Annotated in this window: 22 protein-coding genes; 11 read left to right on the top strand and 11 right to left on the bottom strand. The window is 73.4% G+C overall.

What is annotated here, in order from left to right; translation table 11 throughout:
* Positions 1 to 126: 126 nt before the first annotated feature.
* The 5 genes from AB0K37_RS17165 to AB0K37_RS17145 all read right to left on the bottom strand — a co-directional run bounded on the left by AB0K37_RS17165 (position 127) and on the right by AB0K37_RS17145 (position 4,483).
* Positions 127 to 336, bottom strand: a complete 210-nt coding sequence (locus AB0K37_RS17165; protein ID WP_363981490.1) for a hypothetical protein — start codon at positions 334 to 336, stop codon at positions 127 to 129.
* 97 nt (positions 337 to 433) lie between these two features.
* Complete coding sequence (locus tag AB0K37_RS17160) at positions 434 to 712, bottom strand: WhiB family transcriptional regulator (protein WP_052357680.1); 279 nt, start codon at positions 710 to 712, stop codon at positions 434 to 436.
* 117 nt (positions 713 to 829) lie between these two features.
* The gene (locus AB0K37_RS17155) at positions 830 to 1,207 is read right to left on the bottom strand and encodes a hypothetical protein (RefSeq protein WP_363981487.1); all 378 of its coding nucleotides are present in this window, start codon (positions 1,205 to 1,207) and stop codon (positions 830 to 832) included.
* Between the two features lie 219 nt (positions 1,208 to 1,426).
* Positions 1,427 to 2,323 carry an acyl-CoA thioesterase II gene (tesB, locus tag AB0K37_RS17150; protein ID WP_363981484.1) on the bottom strand — a complete coding sequence of 299 codons (897 nt, stop codon included), beginning with the start codon at positions 2,321 to 2,323 and terminating at the stop codon, positions 1,427 to 1,429.
* Positions 2,324 to 2,416: 93 nt separating this feature from the next.
* Positions 2,417 to 4,483 carry an ATP-dependent DNA helicase UvrD2 gene (locus AB0K37_RS17145; protein ID WP_363981481.1) on the bottom strand — a complete coding sequence of 689 codons (2,067 nt, stop codon included), beginning with the start codon at positions 4,481 to 4,483 and terminating at the stop codon, positions 2,417 to 2,419.
* Positions 4,484 to 4,609: 126 nt separating this feature from the next.
* Here AB0K37_RS17145 and AB0K37_RS17140 point away from each other — a divergent pair, with 126 nt between their 5' ends.
* Entirely contained in the window at positions 4,610 to 4,900 is a 291-nt protein-coding gene (locus AB0K37_RS17140) for a mycoredoxin (protein WP_345184466.1), read from the top strand.
* A gap of 60 nt (positions 4,901 to 4,960) precedes the next feature.
* On the opposite strand, the gene nudC is transcribed toward AB0K37_RS17140, so the two are convergent.
* Together nudC and AB0K37_RS17130 are read right to left on the bottom strand one after the other, a co-directional pair.
* Positions 4,961 to 5,893, bottom strand: a complete 933-nt coding sequence (nudC, locus tag AB0K37_RS17135) for an NAD(+) diphosphatase (protein WP_363981478.1) — start codon at positions 5,891 to 5,893, stop codon at positions 4,961 to 4,963.
* A 20-nt stretch (positions 5,894 to 5,913) separates the two neighbouring features.
* Entirely contained in the window at positions 5,914 to 7,299 is a 1,386-nt protein-coding gene (locus AB0K37_RS17130) for a dipeptidase (protein WP_363981476.1), read from the bottom strand.
* A gap of 138 nt (positions 7,300 to 7,437) precedes the next feature.
* Here AB0K37_RS17130 and AB0K37_RS17125 point away from each other — a divergent pair, with 138 nt between their 5' ends.
* Positions 7,438 to 7,731 (top strand): DUF4031 domain-containing protein, encoded by a 294-nt coding sequence (locus AB0K37_RS17125; protein ID WP_179833037.1) that lies wholly within the window; start codon positions 7,438 to 7,440, stop codon positions 7,729 to 7,731.
* Here the strand turns inward: AB0K37_RS17125 and AB0K37_RS17120 are convergent.
* On the bottom strand, positions 7,728 to 8,336 hold the full coding sequence (locus AB0K37_RS17120) for an HD domain-containing protein (protein WP_363981472.1): 609 nt from the start codon (positions 8,334 to 8,336) through the stop codon (positions 7,728 to 7,730). The two genes, AB0K37_RS17125 and AB0K37_RS17120, sit on opposite strands and share 4 nt — an antisense overlap.
* 136 nt (positions 8,337 to 8,472) lie before the next feature.
* On the opposite strand from AB0K37_RS17120, the gene AB0K37_RS17115 reads away from it, so the two are divergent.
* From AB0K37_RS17115 to AB0K37_RS17100, 4 genes are read left to right on the top strand one after another with little or no spacing between them, the layout of a single operon-like run.
* Positions 8,473 to 9,633: a siderophore biosynthesis protein gene (locus AB0K37_RS17115; protein ID WP_363981469.1), complete on the top strand. Its 1,161-nt coding sequence runs from the start codon at positions 8,473 to 8,475 to the stop codon at positions 9,631 to 9,633.
* Positions 9,630 to 11,213 carry an IucA/IucC family protein gene (locus AB0K37_RS17110; RefSeq protein ID WP_363981466.1) on the top strand — a complete coding sequence of 528 codons (1,584 nt, stop codon included), beginning with the start codon at positions 9,630 to 9,632 and terminating at the stop codon, positions 11,211 to 11,213. Before AB0K37_RS17115 ends, AB0K37_RS17110 begins: the two co-directional genes overlap by 4 nt.
* Positions 11,204 to 12,814 carry an IucA/IucC family protein gene (locus AB0K37_RS17105; RefSeq protein ID WP_363981462.1) on the top strand — a complete coding sequence of 537 codons (1,611 nt, stop codon included), beginning with the start codon at positions 11,204 to 11,206 and terminating at the stop codon, positions 12,812 to 12,814. Before AB0K37_RS17110 ends, AB0K37_RS17105 begins: the two co-directional genes overlap by 10 nt.
* A complete protein-coding gene (locus AB0K37_RS17100) occupies positions 12,811 to 13,893 on the top strand; it encodes an alanine racemase (RefSeq protein ID WP_363981459.1) in 1,083 nt (360 codons plus the stop codon). The genes AB0K37_RS17105 and AB0K37_RS17100 overlap by 4 nt, the downstream gene beginning before the upstream one ends.
* An 11-nt stretch (positions 13,894 to 13,904) precedes the next feature.
* Here the strand turns inward: AB0K37_RS17100 and AB0K37_RS17095 are convergent, their stop codons facing one another.
* Together AB0K37_RS17095 and AB0K37_RS17090 are read right to left on the bottom strand one after the other, a co-directional pair.
* The gene (locus tag AB0K37_RS17095; protein ID WP_363981456.1) at positions 13,905 to 14,543 is read right to left on the bottom strand and encodes a DinB family protein; all 639 of its coding nucleotides are present in this window, start codon (positions 14,541 to 14,543) and stop codon (positions 13,905 to 13,907) included.
* A 27-nt stretch (positions 14,544 to 14,570) separates the two neighbouring features.
* Entirely contained in the window at positions 14,571 to 15,422 is an 852-nt protein-coding gene (locus AB0K37_RS17090; protein ID WP_363981454.1) for a PhzF family phenazine biosynthesis isomerase, read from the bottom strand.
* Between the two features lie 71 nt (positions 15,423 to 15,493).
* Between AB0K37_RS17090 and AB0K37_RS17085 the strand changes: the two genes are divergently transcribed.
* Entirely contained in the window at positions 15,494 to 16,408 is a 915-nt protein-coding gene (locus AB0K37_RS17085; RefSeq protein ID WP_363981452.1) for a LysR family transcriptional regulator, read from the top strand.
* On the opposite strand, the gene AB0K37_RS17080 is transcribed toward AB0K37_RS17085, so the two are convergent.
* Entirely contained in the window at positions 16,405 to 16,977 is a 573-nt protein-coding gene (locus AB0K37_RS17080; protein ID WP_363981449.1) for a CGNR zinc finger domain-containing protein, read from the bottom strand. The two genes, AB0K37_RS17085 and AB0K37_RS17080, sit on opposite strands and share 4 nt — an antisense overlap.
* 120 nt (positions 16,978 to 17,097) lie before the next feature.
* Between AB0K37_RS17080 and AB0K37_RS17075 the strand changes: the two genes are divergently transcribed.
* The 4 genes from AB0K37_RS17075 to AB0K37_RS17060 all read left to right on the top strand — a co-directional run bounded on the left by AB0K37_RS17075 (position 17,098) and on the right by AB0K37_RS17060 (position 21,153).
* A complete protein-coding gene (locus tag AB0K37_RS17075) occupies positions 17,098 to 17,559 on the top strand; it encodes a VOC family protein (protein ID WP_363981446.1) in 462 nt (153 codons plus the stop codon).
* Positions 17,560 to 17,588: 29 nt separating this feature from the next.
* Positions 17,589 to 18,503, top strand: coding sequence for a pyridoxamine 5'-phosphate oxidase family protein (locus AB0K37_RS17070; protein WP_363981443.1), 915 nt, complete (start codon positions 17,589 to 17,591; stop codon positions 18,501 to 18,503).
* Between the two features lie 22 nt (positions 18,504 to 18,525).
* Positions 18,526 to 19,449, top strand: coding sequence for a MerR family transcriptional regulator (locus AB0K37_RS17065; RefSeq protein ID WP_363981440.1), 924 nt, complete (start codon positions 18,526 to 18,528; stop codon positions 19,447 to 19,449).
* Positions 19,450 to 19,557: 108 nt separating this feature from the next.
* Complete coding sequence (locus tag AB0K37_RS17060; protein WP_363981437.1) at positions 19,558 to 21,153, top strand: AMP-binding protein; 1,596 nt, start codon at positions 19,558 to 19,560, stop codon at positions 21,151 to 21,153.
* Positions 21,154 to 21,191: the final 38 nt, after the last annotated feature.

Genomic DNA, 21,191 nt, shown 5'->3' with positions numbered 1-21,191 from the left:
GACGGCGACCCCGAACCGGGTCAGCGGGCGGTACAGCCGCCGCACCCGGGCCCTGGCGCCCCCCCCGGGGCCCCCCCCCCGGGGGGGCGGCCCCCCCCGGACCGAGGTCCGGGCCCGGATCGTCCGTCAGTCCCGGTGCCGCGGCCGCGGGTGCGCGTACACCTCGCCGGCCGCGGTGGGCGCGAGCAGGACGCGCCGCACCCGCGACGCCCTCGTCCGCGCCTCCCGGCGGGCCCGCCTGAGCGCGACCACGCGGGCGGCGAGCTCGTCGGGCACGGGTGGTCGCTCCCGGGACAGGTCCTGGCTGAGCAACGTCATCTCGCTGAGCGGTGTCATCTCGTTCTCCCCGGCCGCCCATGGGCGCGGTCCCCGCGCGGGGACCGCGTCCACGGGTTCGGTTCGGCCGATCACCGGCGTGCTGGGCATCGTCGCCTCACACGGCCACTTCGTCGGGCCGCGGGTGCTTGCGCGGGCGGCCGCGCGGCCGCTTGCGCGGCACGATCACACCGCGGACGAACAGTTCGCCGCCCCAGACGCCCCAGGGCTCCTTGCGCTCCAGCGCCCCGGCGAGGCACTCCTTGCGGAGCGGGCACTCCAGGCACAGGGCCTTGGCGAGCTCGACGTCGGCGGGAGCCTCGGCGAAGAACAGCTCCGGGTCGGTCCGGCACGGAAGCGTGAGGTCCTCCTCGCTTACTGCGAGAGCCCCCTGCATCACAGTCACCCTTGTTCCTCTCGTTGGATCTCAACGGGCGTGTCGGTGGGTCTGGACAAAGAAGAAGGCCGCGGATCCGGTGTCGGATCCGCGGCCTGGGGGCTTGCCGGCCTTGTTCTAGACCGGTCGTCGCCTCCAGGGGTACGGACCCGACACGCCACCCGTGAAGGTGACGCCCGTGTGGGCCGTGGCCGGAGCCGGAACGCTCATGTCCTCGAGAAGGTGTTCGAAGACACTGCGCCCCTGGTCGTCCTGGATTCGCTGCTCGAAGCGCAGATCGCACAGATTCGTGCCGTGCAGCCCGCGCTCGCCGCGCCACATGCCGCGCTCACGCTGCCGCAGGGCGGACGCCTCGAAGACGGACGCCTCGGCATACGCGGCGGACTCGCCGGGCTTCGAGACACGGGTCATCGGGGCGGGCACGGAGGTGCCGAGCATCGAGGCGCCGGGGCAGGCTGCGGTCCAGGACGCGAATTTGATCAACGTGTTGCTCACCGGACTACACACCACCTCTCGGGCTCCTCGGGCCGTGTCCGGCGGATCCAAGATCCACACCGGTCGGCCGGTTGATTGCTCGCGTCGAGCGTACGGGGACTCCGCCGAATCAAGCAAGATATTTTTGACCTGCGGTTTCGTGGGCGACCTCACCCGGATTCCGCAGAACCCCGGGCGCCTCGCGAGCGTCGAAGCTCCCGGGAGCCCCTTACGGAACGATCATTTCACGGACGGGCCGGCGGGCGCCCCGCGCCCGGTGTCGGAGACCCGGACCAGGCCCTCCTGCATGACCGACACGACCAGCTCCCCCGAGCGGGTGAACACCTGGCCGCGGGCGAGCCCGCGGGCACCGCCGGCGAACGGCGTGTCCTGGTAGTACAGCAGCCAGTCGTCGGCGCGGAACGGCCGGTGGAACCACATCGCGTGGTCGAGGCTGGCGCCCATCGTCCGCTTGTCGCCCCAGGCCAGCCCGTGGTTGAGCAGGACGGTGTCGAGCAGCGTCATGTCCGATGCGTAGGTCATGAGGCACACGTGCAGGAGCGGGTCGTGCGGCAGCTCGCCGTCGACCTTCAGCCACACCTTCGACTCGGGCGTGGCGAGGGCGGGGTCCTTGGCCGCCTCCCACGTCAGCGGCGTCGCGTGCCGGATGTCGAACGGGCGGCGGGCGACGAACTCGCGCGCGCCGACCTCGCCGAACAGCGGCGTGAGGCGGGTCAGGCCGTCCGGGAGCGTCTCCGGGGCGGGGGCCTCGGGCATCGGCGCCTGGTGGGACGGGCCGTCCTCGACGATCTGGAACGACGCCGACAGCGTGAAGATCGCCTTGCCGTGCTGGACGGCGGTGACGCGGCGGGTGGTGAAGGACCGCCCGTCCCTGACCCGGTCGACGGTGTAGACGAGCGGGACCAGCGGGTCGCCGGGGCGGATGAAGTAGGCGTGCAGCGAGTGGACGGGCCGGTTCGCGGGGACGGTGCGCCCGGCGGCGACGAGCGCCTGCCCCGCCACCTGCCCCCCGAACACGCGCTGCCGCCGCTCCTCGGGGCTGCGGCCGCGGAAGATGTCGTTCTCGATCTGCTCCAGGTCGAGCAGGTCCAGCAGTGCCTTCAGCGATTCCTTCACGGCGGCCAGTCTTCCCTATCGGTGCGAGTGAGCCGGGTCTCACCCCGCGACAGCGGCGCCCCCGCGCCGCCCCGTCCCGCCTCGCCCGCGGCGCTAGTGCCCGCAGAGGCCGAGGACGGCGTCACCGTAGCGGTCGAGCTTGACCCTGCCGACGCCGGGGATGCGGGCCAGGTCCTCCATGGACTCGGGGGCGTGCTCGGCGATCGCCTGGAGCGTCGCGTCCGTGAACACCACGTAGGCGGGCACCTTCTGCTCGGCCGACACCCCGGCGCGCCACTCCCTGAGCGCGAGGAGGAGCTCCTCGTTCAGCTCGGAGGGGCAGTCCTCGCAGCGGCCGAGCTTGCGCTCGACGGCCGCGGTCAGGGGGCGCCCGCAGACGCGGCACGGCTGCGGGCCCTTGGCGGGACGCCGCTTCGACCGGTCGACGCGCGCGGGCGTGTGCGTGGTGGTCTTGCCGGTCAGGCCGTCCAGGAAGCGGGACGGGCGGCGCGCCTGCGTCCCGCCGGGCGAGCGCGCCAGCGCCCACGACAGGTTCAGGTGCACGCGGGCCCGGGTGACGCCGACGTACAGGAGGCGGCGCTCCTCCTCGATCTGCTCGGGCGTCTTGGCGTAGACGATGGGCAGCGTGCCCTCGGCCAGCCCGACGAGGAAGACCGCGTCCCACTCCAGGCCCTTGGCGGCGTGCAGCGAGGCGAGCGTGACGCCCTCCAGCGGCGGCGCGTGCTGCGCGGCGGCGCGCTCCTCAAGCTCGGCGACGAACTCGGGGAGCCCGGCCCGGGGATCGTCGGCGGCCATGTCCTCGGCGAGCTGCGCCAGCGCCGCGAGGGACTCCCAGCGCGCGCGGGCCGCGCCCGCGCCCTCGGGCGGCCGGTCGGAGAACCCCGCCCCGCTCAGCACGTGCCGGACGGTCTGGATCAGCCCCATCCCGTCGGTCTCGGCGTCGGCGCCCGCCCGGGCCGCGCCGCGCAGCCGGACGACGGCCTCGCGCACCTCGGGCCGCTCGAAGAAGCGCTCCGCGCCGCGCAGCACGTACGGGACGCCCGCGGCCGCGAGCGCCGACTCGTACGTCTCGGACTGCGCGTTGATCCGGTAGAGGATCGCGATCTCCCGCGCGGGCACGCCCTCCTCGATCAGCTTGCGGGCCCGCCGCGCGGCGTCGTCGGCCTCGGCGACCTCGTCGTCGTACTCGTTGAACACGGGCTCGGGCCCGTTCTCGCGCTGCGCGACCAGCTCCAGCTTGTGCCGCGCGCCCCGCGCCTGCCCGATCACCCCGTTCGCCAGCCGGACGACCTGCGGCGTCGAGCGGTAGTCGCGGACGAGCCTGACGACCTTGGCGTCCGGGTGCTCGCGGGTGAAGTCGAGCAGGTGGGAGGGGGACGCGCCGGTGAACGAGTAGATCGTCTGGTTGGGGTCGCCGACGACGCACAGGTCGTCGCGGTCGCCGAGCCAGGCGTCGAGCAGCATCTTCTGCAGCGGGTTGACGTCCTGGAACTCGTCGACGACGAAGTACCGGTACTGCTCGCGGACCTGGTTGGCGACCTCGCGGTGCTCGGTGATGACGGCCGCGGTCAGCTCCAGCATGCCCTCGAAGTCGAGCAGGTTGCGCTCGCGCCTGAGCTGCTCGTACATCGCGTAGACGCGGGCCACGTCGACGATCTCGGCGGGCGGGCGGCGGCCCGCCTTCACGACCGCGGCGGGGTAGTCCTCGGGGCGGTTCTGGGTGACCTTCGCCCACTCGATCTCGCTCGCGACGTCGCGCAGCTCCGTGCGGCCGAGCGAGAGCCGGCACGCCCGCGCCGCGTCCGCGACGAGCCCGATCTTCGAGTCGACGATCTTCGGCGGTTCGCCGCCGACGACGCGCGGCCAGAAGTAGCCGAGCTGCCGCAGCGCGGCCGCGTGGAACGTGCGGGCCTGCACGCCGGGCGCGCCGAGCTGCCGCAGCCGGCTGCGCAGCTCGCCCGCCGCCCGGGTGGTGAACGTCACGGCGAGCACCCGCTGCGGCGTCACGACGCCGGTGAGCGTGGCGTAGGCGATCCGGTGGGTGATGGCCCTGGTCTTGCCCGTCCCGGCGCCCGCGAGGACGCAGACCGGGCCCTTCACCGCCTCGGCGACCGCCCGCTGCTCGGGGTCGAGCCCCTCCAGCACCGACTCAGCTGACATTCCCCCATACTCGCAGCCCGCCTCACCTGCATCAGCCATACCGCCGCCTGTGGACGACGGAATGCGGAACGGCTGTCTACTGTTCTTCCGGAGGTACACCCCCGAGCGCAAGGAGACGCGGAAGCGATGGCGACGCCGACGACCGACCGGGCCAAGGGCGCGGCCGGCCAGCTCACCATGTACACGACGTCCTGGTGCGGTTTCTGCCGGCGGCTGAAGAGCCAGCTGGCCCGCGACGGCATCCATATGGTGGAGATCGACATCGAGCGCGACCCCGAGGCCGCCGAGTTCGTGATGAGCGTGAACGGCGGGAACCAGACGGTCCCGACGCTGGTGTTCCCCGACGGCACGGCCGCGACCAACCCCAGCGCCAAGGAGGTCAAGCGCCGCCTCGCGCAGATCGCCGACGCGGGCTGAGACTCACGGAAAAGGCCCGCCGACCGGACGGTCGGCGGGCCTTTCCGCATACGCGGGCTCCTAGAACGGCGGCATCTTGGGAAGCTCGCCGCCGTACCAGCGCATGATGAGCTGGGCGGCGATGGACAGCGGGCCCGGCGCGACGATCTCGCCCGCGTCGATCGCGGCGCGCAGCTCCTCGCGCGTGTACCAGGCGGCGTCCAGGATCTCCTCGGGGTCGGGGCGCAGCGGGAGGTCCCCGTCCGTCCGCGCGGTGAACCCGAGCATGAGGCTCCGCGGGAGCGGCCACGGCTGGCTGCCGAGGTAGCGGACGTCCCGGACGGGCAGCCCGACCTCCTCCTGCACCTCCCGCGCGACGGCCTGTTCGAGGGACTCGCCCGGTTCGACGAACCCGGCGAGGATCGAGCGGCGGTCGGCCGGCCACTGCGGGCCGCGGGCCAGCAGCACGCGGTCGGCCTCGTCCGTCACCAGCATGATCACGGCGGGGTCGACGCGGGGGAAGTGCTGCGAGCCGTCCTCGGGGCAGACGCGCACGTGCCCGGCGGACGCCACGCGTGTCTCGGCGCCGCACCGCGGGCAGAACCGGTGGGTTCCGTGCCAGTGCTCCAGGGCGACGGCGTGGGTGAGCAGGCCGGAGTCCTGGTCGCCGAGAAGGGCGCCGACGCGGCGGAGCCCGGCCGGTTCCGCCCCCTCGATGACGGGCAGCGGGCCGCTCACCCCGAAGTGGGCGACGCCGTCGCCGTCGACGCCGAGGAGCCACCGGTCGCCGTCCGGCGCCTGGTCCGGCGGGACGAGGACGAGCGCGGGGGCCGGCTCGAAGACGACCGGCGACCGCCCGTCCTCGATGACCAGGACGCGCGTCCTGGGGTCGGCCCACGCCTCGTCCAGCCAGGCCTCGTCGCGCCGGTTCAGCGCGACGCGGTCGAGCGTGCCGCGCGCGAGCGCGAGCCACTCCAGCGGGGCGTGCGGACTGTCCGTCGGGGCGTCGGTCATCGTGCTCCTCTCCTGCGTGTTCAGCGCAGCGCGGCCGCGAGTTCTTCCCACAGGTAGGCGGCGGTCTCGGCGCCCTTGAGCAGCAGGGGGATCTCGACCTTCTCGTTGGGGGCGTGGATGCGGTCGCCGTCCAGCCCGACCGCCACGAAGATCAGCGGCGCGTCCAGGATGTCGGCGAGGTCGGCCTCGGGCCCGCTGCCGCCCTCGCGGGTGAACAGCACCTCGGTGCCGAACGCCCGCTCCATGGCGCGCCGCGCGGCCTTCACGCCGGGCGAGTCGATCGGCGAGAAGCAGGGCCGGACGCCGCCGCCGGGGACGCGGACCTCGGCCTCGACGCCGGGCGGCGCCTGCTCGGCGACCCACGTCTCGAAGCACTCCTGGATCTTGCGGGGGTCCTGCCCGGCGGCGAGCCGGAACGAGATCTTGGCGTGCGCCTCGCGCGGGACGATCGTCTTGCCGCCCGGACCGGTGTGCCCGCCCCACATGCCGTTGATCTCGGCGGTCGGCCGCGCCCAGACGCGTTCGAGGGTGGTGTAGCCCTTCTCGCCGTAGGCGGCGCGGCTGTTCCCGGCGGTGCGCAGCCACTCGGCCTCGTCGAACGGCAGCCGGGCGAACAGCTCCCGCTCCTCGTCGCTGAGCGGGACGACGTCGTCGTAGAAGCCGGGGACGGCGACGCGGCCGTCGTCGTCGTGCAGGGCGGCGAGCAGCGAGACCATCGCGTGGAGCGGGTTCGGGACGGCGCCGCCGAACGAGCCGGAGTGCAGGTCGCCGTCCGGGCCCCGCAGCGTGACCTCGGCCTCGGCGAGGCCGCGCATGCCGGTGCACATGGACGGCACGTCCGCCGCCCACATCGTGGTGTCGCTGATGACGACGGCGTCGCAGGCGAGCCGGTCGCGGTGGGTGCGCAGCAGCTCGGCGAAGTGCACCGAGCCGGCCTCCTCCTCGCCCTCGACCAGCAGCTTGACGGTGACGGGCGGGGCCTGCCGCCCGGACGCGGCGAGCGCCGCGCGGATGCCGAGGGTGTGGAAGAAGACCTGGCCCTTGTCGTCGGACGCGCCGCGCCCGACGAGCCGGTCGCCCTTCTCCACGGGCTTGAACGGGTCGGTCTCCCACTCCTCCAGCGGCTCGACCGGCTGGACGTCGTGGTGCCCGTAGACGACGACCGTGGGAGCCTGCGGGTCCTCGGCGGGCCATTCGGCGAACACCGCCGGCAGGCCGGGGGTCTCCCAGACCTCGACGGTGGGGAAGCCCTGCCCTCGCAGGTACTCGGCGAGCCATCCGGCGGAGGTGCGCACATCCTCGGCGTGCGCCGGGTCCCCGGAGATGGACGGGATCGCCAGCCACTCCTTGAGGTCGGCGACGAACCGGTCGCGGTCCGCCTGGATGTAGGCGACTACGTCGTTCACCTGCATGCCCCTTCGCATGTCGTAATGTCGGGCTGAGTTACCTCTGTCCGGGGTCTCCGGACGTCCCGACCCCCTCGGGTTCCCCGAGACTGGAGAATCACAGTAGGGGATCCCCTTGCCTCGATCGCGGGAGTGGCCTTGATCCTCATCGACCCGCCGCTGTGGCCCGCGCGGGGCCGCGTGTGGTCGCACATGGTCAGCGACGTGTCCTACGACGAGCTGCACGTGTTCGCCGCCGAACTGGGCATGCCGCCGCGGGCGTTCGAACGCGACCACTACGACGTCCCGTCGGAGCTGTACGAGGCGGCGCTGCTCCAGGGCGCCGAGGCGGTGGGCTGCCAGGAGCTGCTCCTGCGGCTGACCAAGGCGGGCCTGCGCCGCCGCAAGGCCTACCGGCCCCGGCCGGTGCCGGACGGCCGGCTCGGCGTCTAGGCGTTGAGGAGGAGGAGTTCGGTCCGCATGTTGTCGCGGGCGCGCTCCTCGAAGCGCTCGCGCGCGGCGGGCGTGTGGAAGAGCCGGGGCAGGGCCAGGAGGCCGTTGAGGACCTCGGCCCGTCCGGCGCGGAAGAACTCGTCGGGGACGAACGCGTACTCCTCGCGGACGGCCGCCGCGTAGGCGGCGTACTGCTCGGGCTCCGCGCCGAGGACGGCGAGGTCGGCGTCGCAGAGCACCTGCCCGTCCCGGTCGTCCTCCTCCGGCGCGTGCGTGGCGGTCAGCTCGACGAGGCGGACGACCCGCGCGACGACCGCCTCCGGGAGGTCGGTGTCGGCGAGCATGCGCGCGGCCAGGCGGGCGCTGCGCTCCTCGTTGTCGGCGCGCTCGGGGTCGTAGACGGCGTCGTGGAACCAGGCGGCGATCCGGACGGCGTCGGGGTCCTCGGCGTGCCCGGCCAGCTCGTCCACGAGATCGAGCACCGCGGCGAGGTGCGCGCGGGTGTGGTAGCGGCGGTGCGGCTCCCCGTAGCGCTGGTCGAGCTCGGTCCCGATGTGCCGGGTGTGGGGCCCCGCCAGCGCCACCCACCGGTCGACAAGATCCATGGCCCCATCCTGGCGGATCGCGGGACGGGCCGGGACACGCGGTGCCATCGTTCTTGCGTGCGGAGGACGCCCCGGCCACTATGGTTGATCACTGCGAGTTAGGCAAGGCTTACCTCACTCACTGGAAGGGCCGGTCGTGGCCGCCTCTCTCTACCTGGTCGCCGGCAAGGCGACCGACTCGGTGATGCACGGGTTCCTGCCCGCCGCCGCGCGCCTGGGCCTCGGCGTCACGCTCCTCACCGACCGTCCCGCCGCCCACGACGCCGGCGTGCCGGTGGTCGAGTGCGACGTCTCCGACTTCCGCGACATCATCGCGCGCGTCGAGGACACCGCCGCGCGCGGCGGGGGCCCGCCCGCCGCCGTGTTCTCCAACAGCGACTTCCTGCAGGCGCCCGCCGCCTTGGCCGCCGCGTACTTCGGCCTGCCCGCCAAGGACTGGCGGGCGGCGACCCGCGCGAAGAACAAGGCGCTCATGCGGCGGCACCTGGCGTCCCTCGACCCGGTCTTCTCGGCGGACGCGGGACGGGTCCCGGCGGGCGCGCCGTATCCGCTCGTCGTCAAGCCGCGCGAGGGCGTGGCGAGCGAGGACGTGTTCCTCGTCCACGACGCCGTGGAACTGGCCGCCCGGGTGGAGGAGATCAGGGCTCGCCGCGGCGATCCGCTCGTGGCCGAGGAGTACCTGCCGGGCCGTCTCCACACGCTGGAGACGCTGGGGGACGGGCGGGAACTGCGGGTGCTGGGCTCGTTCCGCACGACGCTCTCGCCGCCGCCGTTCTTCGTGGAGGAGCGGCTCGAGTGGGCGGCCCCTCCCCCGGAGACCGGGGAGGTCCTGCGGCAGCTGGAGGCGCTGGGGGTCGGCTTCGGGGCGTGCCACACCGAGTTCGTCGTCCATGAGGGGCGCGCCCGCGTCATCGAGGTCAACTACAGGCTGATCGGCGACCACTGCGACTTCCTGCTGGCCGATCTGCTGGGCGTGCCCCTCTTCGAGCAGATCCTTCAGGTCCATCTCGGGGCGGCCCTTCCGGGGCGGCGGGTCCCCCGTCCGCGCCATGCCGTCGCCGAGCCGGTGATCGCCGATCGCTGCGGCACCCTCACCGCGGCTCCCGGCCCCCTGCAGTTCGAGGACGGCCTGGTGCGGCTGGCGTACCGTCCTCAGCGCGCGGTGGGCGACACGGTCTCCCTCACCCGGACCAACCGCGACTACCTGGGCACCGTGCGCGCCATCGGTCCCGGGCCGGACGAAGTGAACGCCGCCCTGGCGCGGTTCCGCGCGACCCACGACTGGACGATCGCGTGACAGGCGACGATGCCGAAGGCCCGCTCGCGGCCCGCGTCCTGGACGCGTTGCTGAGGGAGGATTACGCGGGCCTGAGACGCTTCGTCCGGGGGCAGGCGTTGGAGCTTCCGGGCCGTTCCGTGCGTCTTCTGGAGGCTCGGCCCGCCTTTCTCTCGGAACTCGTCGTGGATCCTGGGCAGGGCCTGAGGCTGAACGACGTCTTCCATGCCGTTCGCCTGGTGTCCGACCCGCGTGATGACACGGCGTCCTTCGAGCGGGAATGCCTTGAGGCTCTGGCGACCATCAAGCTGCACGACGACGCGCGTCCGGCCGTCCACCGGCGGTTGGGTCGCCTCCCGGCCGAGCTGCGCAAGGGCCCCGGCACGTTCTACGAGACGCTGGCGGCCTACAACGACCACCCCGTGCATCCGACCGGCCGGAGCCGTTCCGGACTGTCCCTGGGCGAACTGAGCCGCTACGCGCCCGAGTTCGCGCCGTCGTTCCCGCTGCGCTGGGCCGCCGTGCCGGACGCGACGCTGGCTGGGACGCTCCCCGCCTGGTGGCCCAGGCCGTCCGACGTGGGCCTGCGCTTGGACGATGCGGCCGAAGCGCTGTTCCCCGTCCATCCGCTGGCGGCGCGGCAGGTGCGCTCCCGGCCCGGCGTTTCCCTCGCGCCCGACCCGTACTTGCACGTCACGCCCACCCTGTCGATGCGGACGGTCGCGGCGGCGCCGCTCGACCACGTGAAGATGCCGCTGCCGACGAGCACCCTCGGCCTCCGCAACCGGCGCACCATCATGCCCGGCACCCTCCCGGACGGCGCGCTCGTCGAGCGGATCCTGCGCCAGGTCCTTCTGCGGGAGCCGTCGCTTCCCGTGCTCCTCGCCGACGAACAGACTTACGGCCACGCCGACGACCCGCTTCTCGGCTATCTCGTGCGCCGTTTCCCGTCTGAGACTGCGCGCGCACACATCGTCCCCGTCGCGGCCCTGCTCGCCAAGGCACCGGACCACGGTCACGTCATCGAGCGCTGGGACGTCGAGGAGCTGTTCGGCGCCTACCTGTCGGCGCTGCTCTCTTGGAACGTCACGCTGTTCCGTCATGGCATAGCGCTAGAGGCGCATCAGCAGAACGTGGCGCTCGTGGTGGACGAGTCTCCGCTCCGCCTCCTCATCAAGGACAACGACGGCGCGCTGATCGACCCGTCCCGCCTCCGCGAGCGCGTCCCGCCCTCCCCTGGCACGGACCCTCGCGACCTCGTCGACCACCGGATGACGACGTCCGACCCCGAGGCCCTCGCCCGCGTCTTCGTCACCATCACCCTGCATCTGTGCGCCGCGGCGCCCGCGCTGGGCCTGGCCGAGCGCGGCCTGCTCCCCTGGCGGGCCGGGCGCCGGATGATCCGCGAACGGCTCGACGCGGCCCTCGGGCCCGAGGACGCGTTCCTGCGCGCCCGCACGCTCGACGCCGACCTGCTGCCCGGCAAGGCCATGGTCACCGCCGGGACCCTCGTCGACAAGGCGAGGACGGGCGCGGCCGACATCAACAAGCACTACGGCCCGCCGGGGCCCAACTACCTACTGGACACGACGTGCTGCTGACAGAACCGGCCGTCACGGCCGACGACGCGACCGCGACCGCCCTGCTCAACTGCCTGATCCGGGAGGTGTGCGGGCCCGAGCAGCAGGTCTGGCCGGACGGCGCCCGCCTCGTGGTCCGGCTGCCCCGCGCGGGGGTCGTGCTGCGCGCGGGACTGGCGCGTCCTCCGGTCGGGGCGACCTTCCGCCTGGCACCGCCCTACGAGGAACGCCGCGAGGACGAATGGATACCGGCTGCCTGGGGCAGGCTGGCGAACCTGGTCGCGGGCGAACTGGAACTGGCGACCGGCTCCCCGAACGCGGAGTTCCTCGTCCAGGTGGACGACAGCCACGCCGCGCTCACCGCGATCCTCGCCGCCAGGGGCGAGCCCGCTGAGGACCGCCCCATCGACTACATCGAATCAGAGCAGTCCCTTGTCGCGGGGCACCGTTTCCACCCGTCTCCCAAGGCCCGCCAAGGGTCGCCGGAGGAGTGGCTGGCGTACGCGCCCGAGGCGAGGGCCCGATTCCGTCCGCTGTGGCTGGCCGTTCCCGCAGAGATCGTCGCGGAGGAGGGGGCCGCGGAGGCGTTCGCGGCTTTGGAGGCGCGTGGCCCTTCGGCGCCGCCCGGACGCCGGTTGCTCCCCGTCCATCCGTGGCAGTTCTCCTTGCTGGCGGACAATCCCGTCTTGCAGAAGGCTTTGGCGAACGGCTCTCTGGTCAATCTCGGCCCCTCCGGCATGGAGGCGGTGCCCACCTCGTCCGTCCGTACCGCGTATCTGCCGGACGCCGACGTGTTCTGCAAGTTCAGCCTGGATGTGCGCATCACCAACTGCGTCCGTAAGAACGCCTGGTACGAGCTGGCCGGGGCGATGACGCTCGACGAACTGCTGCCGTCCGTCCTGGAAAAGCTGAACGCCACGTTCCTCAGAGAACCCGCCTACCGCAGCGTGGCCCTCCCCGACCGACGTCTGTACGAGGGCCTCGGGGTGATCCTGCGGCAGGGCGTCACATCCCTTCCCGGCACGCCTCTTCTCGCGGGAGCCCTGGCTGATCCCTACAACGCGGTCCTCGCCGGGCTGCCCGCCCTCTCGTCTCCGGACGGCGCCCAAGCCTGGTGGGACGCGTACGTAGCCCATGTGGCACCGCCCGTGCTGGGCGCCTACCTGGACCACGGCGTCGTCCTGGAGCCTCATCTGCAGAACGTCCTCGTCTGCGTCGATGCCGATGGGATGCCTGTCCATGCCGTTTTCCGCGACATGGAGGGCACCAAACTGACCGCCGGCCACTGGGATTTGGCGCATCTCCCCTCCCGCGTGGCCGAGGGGCTCACCTACTCCCCCGACAAGGGCTGGAACCGTGTCGTCTACTGCCTCCTCGTCAACCACCTCACCGAGATAGCCGCCGCCGTGGCCGACCTCCACCCGGCCTTGGACGAGACCCTCTGGCGCACGGCGCGCAAGCACTTCGCCGTCTACGACCGCCACCCGCAGGTGAGGGCTCTTCTCGCCGGTGTGCCGCTGCCCGCCAAGGCCAACCTCCGCACCCGCTGGTCGCGGACGGCCGACCGCGGCGCGGCCTACGTCCCCGTCCCCAACCCGCTCGCCGCGCCCCGACCGCTGTGAACGACATCGCGCTGGGCCTCGACCGATACCCGGCCTACGTCTATGACCTGCCCGGTCTCGAAGCCCACGTCCGCGGCATACGTGCCGCGCTGCCAGGCACGGAGGTCTTCTACGCCGTCAAAGCCAATCCGGACGCCGAAATCCTTCGGACTCTCGCACCCCACGTCGACGGCCTGGAGGTGTCGTCCGGCGGCGAACTCGCCCATGTCCGGGAGACCCTCCCCGGCAAGCCGGTGGCTTTCGGCGGACCCGGGAAAACGGCTGACGAACTGGAATCGGCCCGCACGCTGAAGGCCGACCGGATCCACGTGGAAAGCCCGAGCGAACTGGCCCGCCTTGCCGGTCTTGGGCCCGCCGACGTCCTGCTCCGCGCGAATCTGCCCCTGGACGTGCCGAACGCCGCCCTCACCATGAGCGGCCCTTTCGGCATGGACGAGGACACCCTCGACCATTGCGGCCGCCTCTTGACCGAGTACCCGAACCTCACGCTTCGAGGCGTCCACGCCCATCTGGCATCCGGCCTTGATGCTCCGGTGATGCTCGAACTGGCCCACCGGATTGCGGAATGGGCGATCCCCTGGCTCCGCTCCCAAGGAGTGGACGACCCCGAATTGAACGTGGGCGGCGGAATGGCGGTGGACTACAGCGCCCCGGAGACCCGCTTCGACTGGCAGACCTACGGGGAGGGCCTAAAGCGCATCCCAGCGAAAGTCCGCATAGAGCCGGGACGGGCGATGACCGCCTACCACGGCTGGTACGTCACCGACGTCCTGGACGTGAAGACCACGCGCGGCGTGACCTACGCCGTTCTCAGAGGCGGCACCCACCACCTGCGGACGCCCGTGACGAAGGGACACGACCAGCCTTTCGAGGTTCTGACCGCGAACGGCCCGGAGCGCCCGGCGACTCTGGTGGGCCAGCTGTGCACCCCGAAGGACGTGTTCGCACGCGACGTCCTCGTCCCGCCCCTCGCGCCAGGCGACGTCATCGCCTTCGCCATGGCCGGCGCCTACGCCTGGAACATCTCCCACCACGACTTTCTGATGCACCCCAAGCCGGCCTTCCACTACCGGCGCTGAGCGAACGGCGGTCAGCCGCGGGGGCTCCCGTACCAGCGCCAGGACGTCACGCGCGGACGCCCGGGCAGGTCCCCGCGACCGGTGGCCCACAGCAGCGTCGGCCAGGGGGCGGTGTCCTGCGGCGCGCTGGGGAACAGGCGTCCCAGCACGCGCGCGCACAGGTCGGCGGGCGGCTCCCACGCCAGCCCCAAGCCGTCCGCAAGGTCGTGCATGTGGACGAGGGTCTCGACGATCCCCATGGCGGCGAACCCCTCGGCGTCCGAAGCGCCGAACACGTGGTGCGCGCGGACGTCCGGCGGCGTGCGGCGGACCACCGCGGACAGCATCCCCCCGCACGCGTCCAGCACCTGGAGCAGCCCCGCGGGCCCGGCGCTCCTGTCCGCATGGACGGCGTTGGCCGGTCCGCCGGGACGCCGGCTCTCCCAGACGAACGGCACCTCGCCGTCCGCCGGCGGCGTCCTCGGCGCGATCTGGGCGGCGTAGGCGAACAGGTCGTCGCTGAGGTGCTCGACGGTCTCCCAGCAGCTCCATTCGAGCGACCCGGCCTTCCCGTCCCAGGCCTCCGGGGGAGCCTCCCGCAGAGCGGCGACGGCCAGCTGAACGGCGAGGTCGAGATCGTCTGCGGTCACGGCGGTGGTCGAGTTCGGCATGTCCCGAACGCTACTGGACGCCGCCGGTCAGCCCATCGGCGCGGCGGTGCCGCTCACGCAAACGCCCGCGTCCCCCGGGGGGACGTCCACCAGCAGCCGGCTGGGACGGCCCATGTCCTCTCCCTGGTTGACGGTGATCCGGGCGGGAGCGGCGACGAGGCCCAGCGAGCGCAGGTACCCGCCGAAGGCGGCCGCGGCGGCGCCGGTCGCCGGGTCTTCCACGACCCCGCCCGGCGGGAAGGGGTCGCGCGCGTGGAAGACCGTCCCGCTCTCCCGCCAGACGAGGTGGACGGTCGTCCAGTCGCGGCGCGCCATGAGCTCGCCGAGGGCCTCCCAGTCGTAGTCGAGGGCGGCGAGCCGGGCGCGCGTGGACGCCGCCAGGACCAGGTGGTCGTTGCCCGCGTTGGCGATGCGCGGCGGCAGTCCCGGGTCGAGTTCCCCGGCCTCCCAGCGCAGCGCGGCCAGCGCATCGGCGAGATCGGCGTCCTCCACGGCCCGGACGGTGGGCGGGACGCTCGTGAGGGTGGCGAGGACGCGGCCGTCCGCCTCCCTGGTCTCGACCCCGACCTCGCCGGCCGGGGTGCTCAGCCGCACGGTCCCCGTCCCCTGGCGCTCGGCCAGCGCGACGGCGGTCGCGATCGTGGCGTGCCCGCAGAAGGCGACCTCGGCCAGCGGGCTGAAGTAGCGGATCGCGAACCGGTCGGGCGCGCCGCCCTCGTCCACGAGGAAGGCCGTCTCGGAGAACCCGACCTCGGCCGCGATCTCCTGCATCCGCGCGGCGTCCAGGCCCCGGGCGCCCAGGACGACCCCGGCGGGGTTGCCGCCCTCGCCGTCCACGTCGAAGGCGGTGTAGCGGAGTACTTGTGCGCTGTCGCTCATGCGGGCAGTCTGCTCCAGCGACTAGCATCGCGTCCAACGATGGTTATTGATCGAGGGCATCGGAAAACTCGATGGACACGCGCCTCCTCACCACCTTCCTGGCCGTCCTGCGCACCGGCGGGATGACCGCCGCCGCGGCGGAGCTCGGCTTCGTGCAGTCCACGGTCACCGCGCACGTCAAGGCACTGGAGCGCCTCGCCGGGACGCCGCTGCTCGACCGCCGCCCCGGCGGCGTCTCCCCCACCCGCGCCGGTTCGCTGCTCGCCGAGCACGCCCGGGGCATCCTCGACCTCCAGGAGCGCATGCTCGCCGAGGTCGGCGCCGCCGCCACCGAGCCGTCCGGCCCGGTGCGGGTCCGGGCACCGGAGTCCGTGTGCGCCTACTGGCTCGCGCCCCTCCTGCCCCGGTTGCGGGCGCGGCTCCCGGACGTGACCCTGTCGCTGTTCCCCGCCGACACGCGGACCGCGCTCACCGCGCTCGCCGACCGCCGCGCCGACCTAGCGCTCGTCCTCGACCCCTCGCCGGACCCGTCCGGGGCGGACCTCGTCGACCTCGGCGCCCGGCCCCTGTCACTCGTCGCGGCGGCGGCCACGGCCCTCCCCAGGGACCGGCCCCCGACCCCGGCGGAGCTGGCCGCGGCCGGCGTCCTGCTCCTGGAGGAAGGCTGCTCCTACAGCGACGAGCTCGCCGCCCTCGTCAGGGCCGCCGACCCCGCGGCGAACCCGCCCCGCTTCGGCGGCGTCGAGACGGCGAAGCGCTGCGCGGCGGCGGGCCTCGGCGCCACGCTGCTGCCCACGGTCACGGTCGCCGACGAACTCGCCGCCGGCGCGCTCGTCGAGCTTCCCCCGCCCGCCGGCCTGTCCCGGCACCATCTCTGGCTCGCCGAACCGGCCTCCCGCTGGCGCTCCCCCGCCGTCCACGCCGTGCGCACCGCCCTGATCGACTCGATCAGGGCGGGCACGCCCGGTCCATCGCCGCGCGCCTAACGTCCGGTCTTCGCGCGCTCGTAGTGCCGGGCGGCCTTGGCCCGGTTGCCGCAGACCGCCATGGAGCACCAGCGCCGGGTGCCGTTCTTGGTCGTGTCGTGGAAGTGGAGCACGCAGTGGGGATGCGCGCAGGGCTTGACCCGGTCGGGACTGTCGGCCATGAGACGCAGGTAGTCGGCGGCGGCCGACCATGACGGCAGCCATGCGGGGTCGTCGGTCCGCGGATGGCTCTCCGGGCCGTCGGGCCCGAGCCGGTGATGCAGCGCGCCGCGTTCCAGGACGGCGTTGAGCGCGGCCACCGCCTGCGGGGACGGGCCCTCGTCCACGAGCGTCAGAAGGATCTCGCGGGTCCGCACGGCGGCGTCGAGCGCCTCCCGGGTGGCCGCCGCGCGTCCGTCCAGCCCGGCCGACCGCAGCCAGACGGCGAGGCCGTCGGTGGAGTCGAGCAGGTCGTGCCGGACGCCGTCCTCGACCCAACGGGTGTTGAGCAGGTCGAGGCAGAGCGGCTCCCCGACCAGCGGACGAGGGTCCGCGGCGTCCCGCCGCGCGGGTCCGTCTTCCGGCTGCACACCGCGATTCTACCCGCCTATCCCGCCTTAGCCGGTTGACGTCGAACCTCTAACCTCTTATCTTCATTTAGCCAGTTAGATCGAGACCGGGCGCGAAGGCCCGGGTTTGCGAGGTGTGCCATGGAGACGGTCGCCATCAAGACCCTGCAGACGGGGCACGTGGGGCTGAACGTGAACGACCTGGATCGGTCCCTGCCCTTCTACCTGCGCGTCTTCGGACTCCAGGTGCAGGCCCGGGGCGACGAGCCCGGCCGCCGCTGGGCCTTCCTCGGCCGGGACGGGCGGCTGGTGCTGACCCTGTGGGAGCAGAGCGACACCGTCTTCGCGACCCGCTCGGCGGGCCTGCACCACCTGTCCTTCCAGGTCGAGACGATCGAGGAGGTGAAGGCCGCGGAGCAGGTGCTGCGCGAACTGGACGCCACGTTCGCCCACGACGGCGTCGTCCCGCACGGCGAGGGCGTCTCCTCCGGCGGCGTCTTCTTCACCGACCCCGACGGGACCCGCCTGGAGATCTACGCGCCCGCCGGCGCCGACACCGCCCCCGCGCCCAGCGGGGCGGCCCCCACCTGCGGATTCTTCTGACCCCACCGGCCCGTCGAAAGGAGGCCGCCGTGGCGGCCGACGTCTACCACCGAGGCGAACGAGCCGCCCAGCGGCGCGCCGGGCTGCTGGACCAGGGCGCGTTCTCCTCCCGCGCCGTCCGCGCGGAGATTCCCGAGGTGGCGCGCAGGTTCCTGCTCCAGCAGCCGATGCTGGTCCTGGGCGCCGCCGACGACCGGGGACGCGTCTGGGCCACCCTCGTCACCGGGCGGCCCGGCTTCCTGCACGCCCAGGACGACCGCACCCTCACGATCGACGCCCGCCCCGGGGCCGGCGATCCGCTGCACGACCGGCTCACGGCACCGGCGCCGGTCGGCATGCTGGCCGTCGAACCGGCCCGGCACCGCCGGATGCGGATGAACGGCCGCGCCGTCCCGACCGAGCGCGGCCTGCGCGTCGATCTCGACCAGGTGTACTCCAACTGCCCCAAGTACATCCAGAAGCGGCAGCCGCGCTGGGAGCCGGCCACGCCGTCCGCGCCGCGCCGGTCGCGCGCCCTCACCGGCGACCAGCAGCGGTGGATCACCGGCGCCGACACGTTCTTCATCGCCACCGCCGATCTCGACGGCAACGCCGACGCCTCCCACCGCGGCGGCGCTCCCGGCTTCGTGCACGCGCTGTCGCCGACCGTGCTGCGCTGGCCGGACTACGCCGGCAACGCCATGTTCAACACGCTCGGCAACCTGGAGGTCCAGCCCCGGGCCGGGCTGCTCTTCTGCGACTGGCGCACCGGCGGCGTCCTCCAGCTCACCGGCACCGCCCGCACCGACTGGGACCCCGCGCACGCCGCCGCGGTGCCGGGCGCCGAACGGCTGGTCGAGTTCACCGTCACCGACGTCGTCGAGACGGCCGGGGCGTCACCGCTGCGGTGGAGCGACCCCGTCCCGTCCCGCTTCAACCCGCCCGCGGCCTTGAATCTCCCCTGAGGGGAGATGCCAGGGTGGGCCCATGAACGGGGAGGCGACCTACTCCATCGGCGAACTCGCCCGCAGCGCCGGCGTCACGGTGAAGGCCGTGCGGTTCTACACCGAGCGCGGGATCGTCCCGGCGCGCAGGACCGCGGCGGGGCACCGGCGGTACGGGGCCGACGCCGTGGCCCGGCTCGGCCTGGTGCGGACGCTGCGCGAGCTGGGGATCGACCTGGCCACCGTCCAGAAGATCGTCGACCGCGAGGTGGCGGCCGCCGACGCGGCCGCCGCCCACGCCGAGGCCGTCGCCGCCCAGATGCGGATGCTGCGGCTGCGGCACGCGGTGCTGACCGTCGCCGCCCGGCGCGGCGGCGACCCCGAGGAGATGGAACTGATGCACCAGCTCGCCCGCCTGTCCGCCGCCGAACGCGACGACCTCGTCGCCGACTTCCTCGACAGCTCCTTCGGCTCCGCCGACACGGGGCCGATGTCGCGGGTCCTGCACCGGTCCCTGGCCCCCGAACTGCCCGACGACCCCACGTCCGAGCAACTGGCGGCGTGGGTGGAGCTGGCCGAACTCGCGCGCGATCCCGGCTTCCGATCCCTGATGCGGAACCTGTTCGACGACCACGCCACCGAAGCCGCCCGCCGCACGGGCCCGCCCCGCAAGCACGCCGTGGCCCGCGTCGCCGAGACCGTCCGCCCCCTGCTCGCCGCAGGCGCCGCCCCCGGCTCACCGGAGGCGGCCCAGGCCGTCACCGAAGTCGCCGCCGCCTACGCCGAATTCCAGGACCGCCCCGACACCCCCGCCCTGCGCGCCCGCCTGGCGGCCTACCTCACAGCAGCCAACGACCCCCGCCGCGAGCGATACCTGCACCTCCTGTCGATCGTCAACGGCTGGTCCCCTCCCGACCACCCCCGCCGCGAGCTCGACTGGTTCCTCACCGCCCTCACCGCCTCCTGACCGGCGTCGGCACGCGGCACACTCGACGTTGACCATCGCTGGAAGATGCCTTTGCTCGGCCGGGAGCCGGGTATGCGGGAAGCGAAGCCGGGTCATCGGAGGAGTGGCGTGCTGTTGCTTGAGCGGGTGCGGGGTGCTGCGGAGGCGGGGGTCAAGGCGGCTCGGGCGGTGCGGGACGCCGGGTTGGTGCGGCCCGTCCGGCCTGATCGGGCCGCGCGGCTGCTGTTCCCGTACGCGCGGTTCGGGCCCGTCCCCGCGACGCTCGGCGCGATGGCCGCGCTGCGGTTCCCCGACCGGACGGCCCTCATCGACGAGCGCGGGGCGCTGACCTACGCGGAGCTCGAACGGCGGGCCGCGGCGCTGGCCGCGGCGCTCAGCGGCCGTGCGGGCGACGGGAAGGTCGGGGTCCTGTGCCGCAATCACCGGGGGTTCGTCGAGACGGTTCTCGCGGCGACGCGGCTCGGCGGCGACGTCGTGCTGCTGAACACCGACTTCTCCGGCAGGCAACTGGGCCAGGTCGTCGAACGCGAGGAGATCGGACTGCTCGTCCATGACGAGGAGTTCGGGCCGACCGTCGAGGAGTCGCGGTTCGGCGGGGAACGGGTCGTCGCGTGGGCCGACGGCGGCGGGGCGCTCGACTCGCTCATCGCGGAGACCGCTCCCGAGCCCGTGAAGCCCGAGCGGGTGAGCCGGGTGGTCCTGATGACGTCCGGGACGACCGGCACGCCCAAAGGGGCGCGGCACGATCTGTCCGCCTCGTCGCTACTGCCCGCGGCCCTGAGCCACCTGATGCGCGTCCCCGTCCGGTCGGGCGGGCCGATCGTCATCGGGCCCCCGCTCTTCCATCTGCTCGGCTTCGCCTACACGACGGTCGGGCTCGCCATGGGGATGCCGCTCGTCCTGTCCCGCCGCTTCGAGCCCCGGCAGGTGCTGGAGACGATCGCGGACTGCCGGGCGGAGGCGCTCGTGGCGGTGCCGGTGATGCTCCAGCGGATCCTGGACGTGGAGGACGCGCCGCCGACGCCGGCGCTGCGGGCGGTCGTGTGCGGCGGGGCGGCCCTGCACCCGCACCTGTCCGAGGCGTTCATGGACGCGTTCGGCGACGTGCTCGTCAACGTGTACGGCGCGACCGAGACCGGGTGGGCCACGATCGCCACGCCCGGCGACCTGCGGGCCGCCCCCGGCACGGTCGGCAGGCCGTCCTTCCGGCTCACGATCAAGGTGCTCGGGGAGGACGGGCGGGAACTGCCCCCCGGCGAGACCGGGGAGGTCTACACCGGCGGCGGCCTGCGGTTCGCCGGGTACACCGGGGGCGGCGGCAAACGGGTGCGGGACGGCCTGACCGGCACCGGCGACCTCGGGCACTTCGACGCGGCGGGACGGCTGTTCATCGACGGCCGCGCCGACGACATGATCGTCTCGGGCGGGGAGAACGTGTTCCCCGGCGAGGTGGAGAACCTCCTCGGCGGCCACCCGGACGTCGCGGAGGCGTCGGTGACCGGGGTGGACGACGAGAGGTTCGGTCAGCGGCTCGCCGCGCACATCGTCAGGAGCGACGGGGCGTCGGTCACCGAGGACGAGCTCAAGGAGTACGTGCGCGCGCACCTGGCCCGGTACAAGGTCCCGCGCGACATCCGGTTCGTCCGGGAACTGCCCCGCACCAGCACCGGAAAGGTCAAACGGCCGGCCGCCGGCGACCGATGAGGGAAACGCCCGGGCCCAGGGCCGCGAGGTCCCGGGCG

It is taken from the genome of Actinomadura sp. NPDC049753 (assembly GCF_040674655.1).
Taxonomy (GTDB): Bacteria; Actinomycetota; Actinomycetes; order Streptosporangiales; family Streptosporangiaceae; genus Spirillospora; species Spirillospora verrucosospora.
The sequence above is the reverse complement of the archived record's forward strand: the minus strand, read 5'-3'. Positions and strand labels throughout refer to the sequence as shown.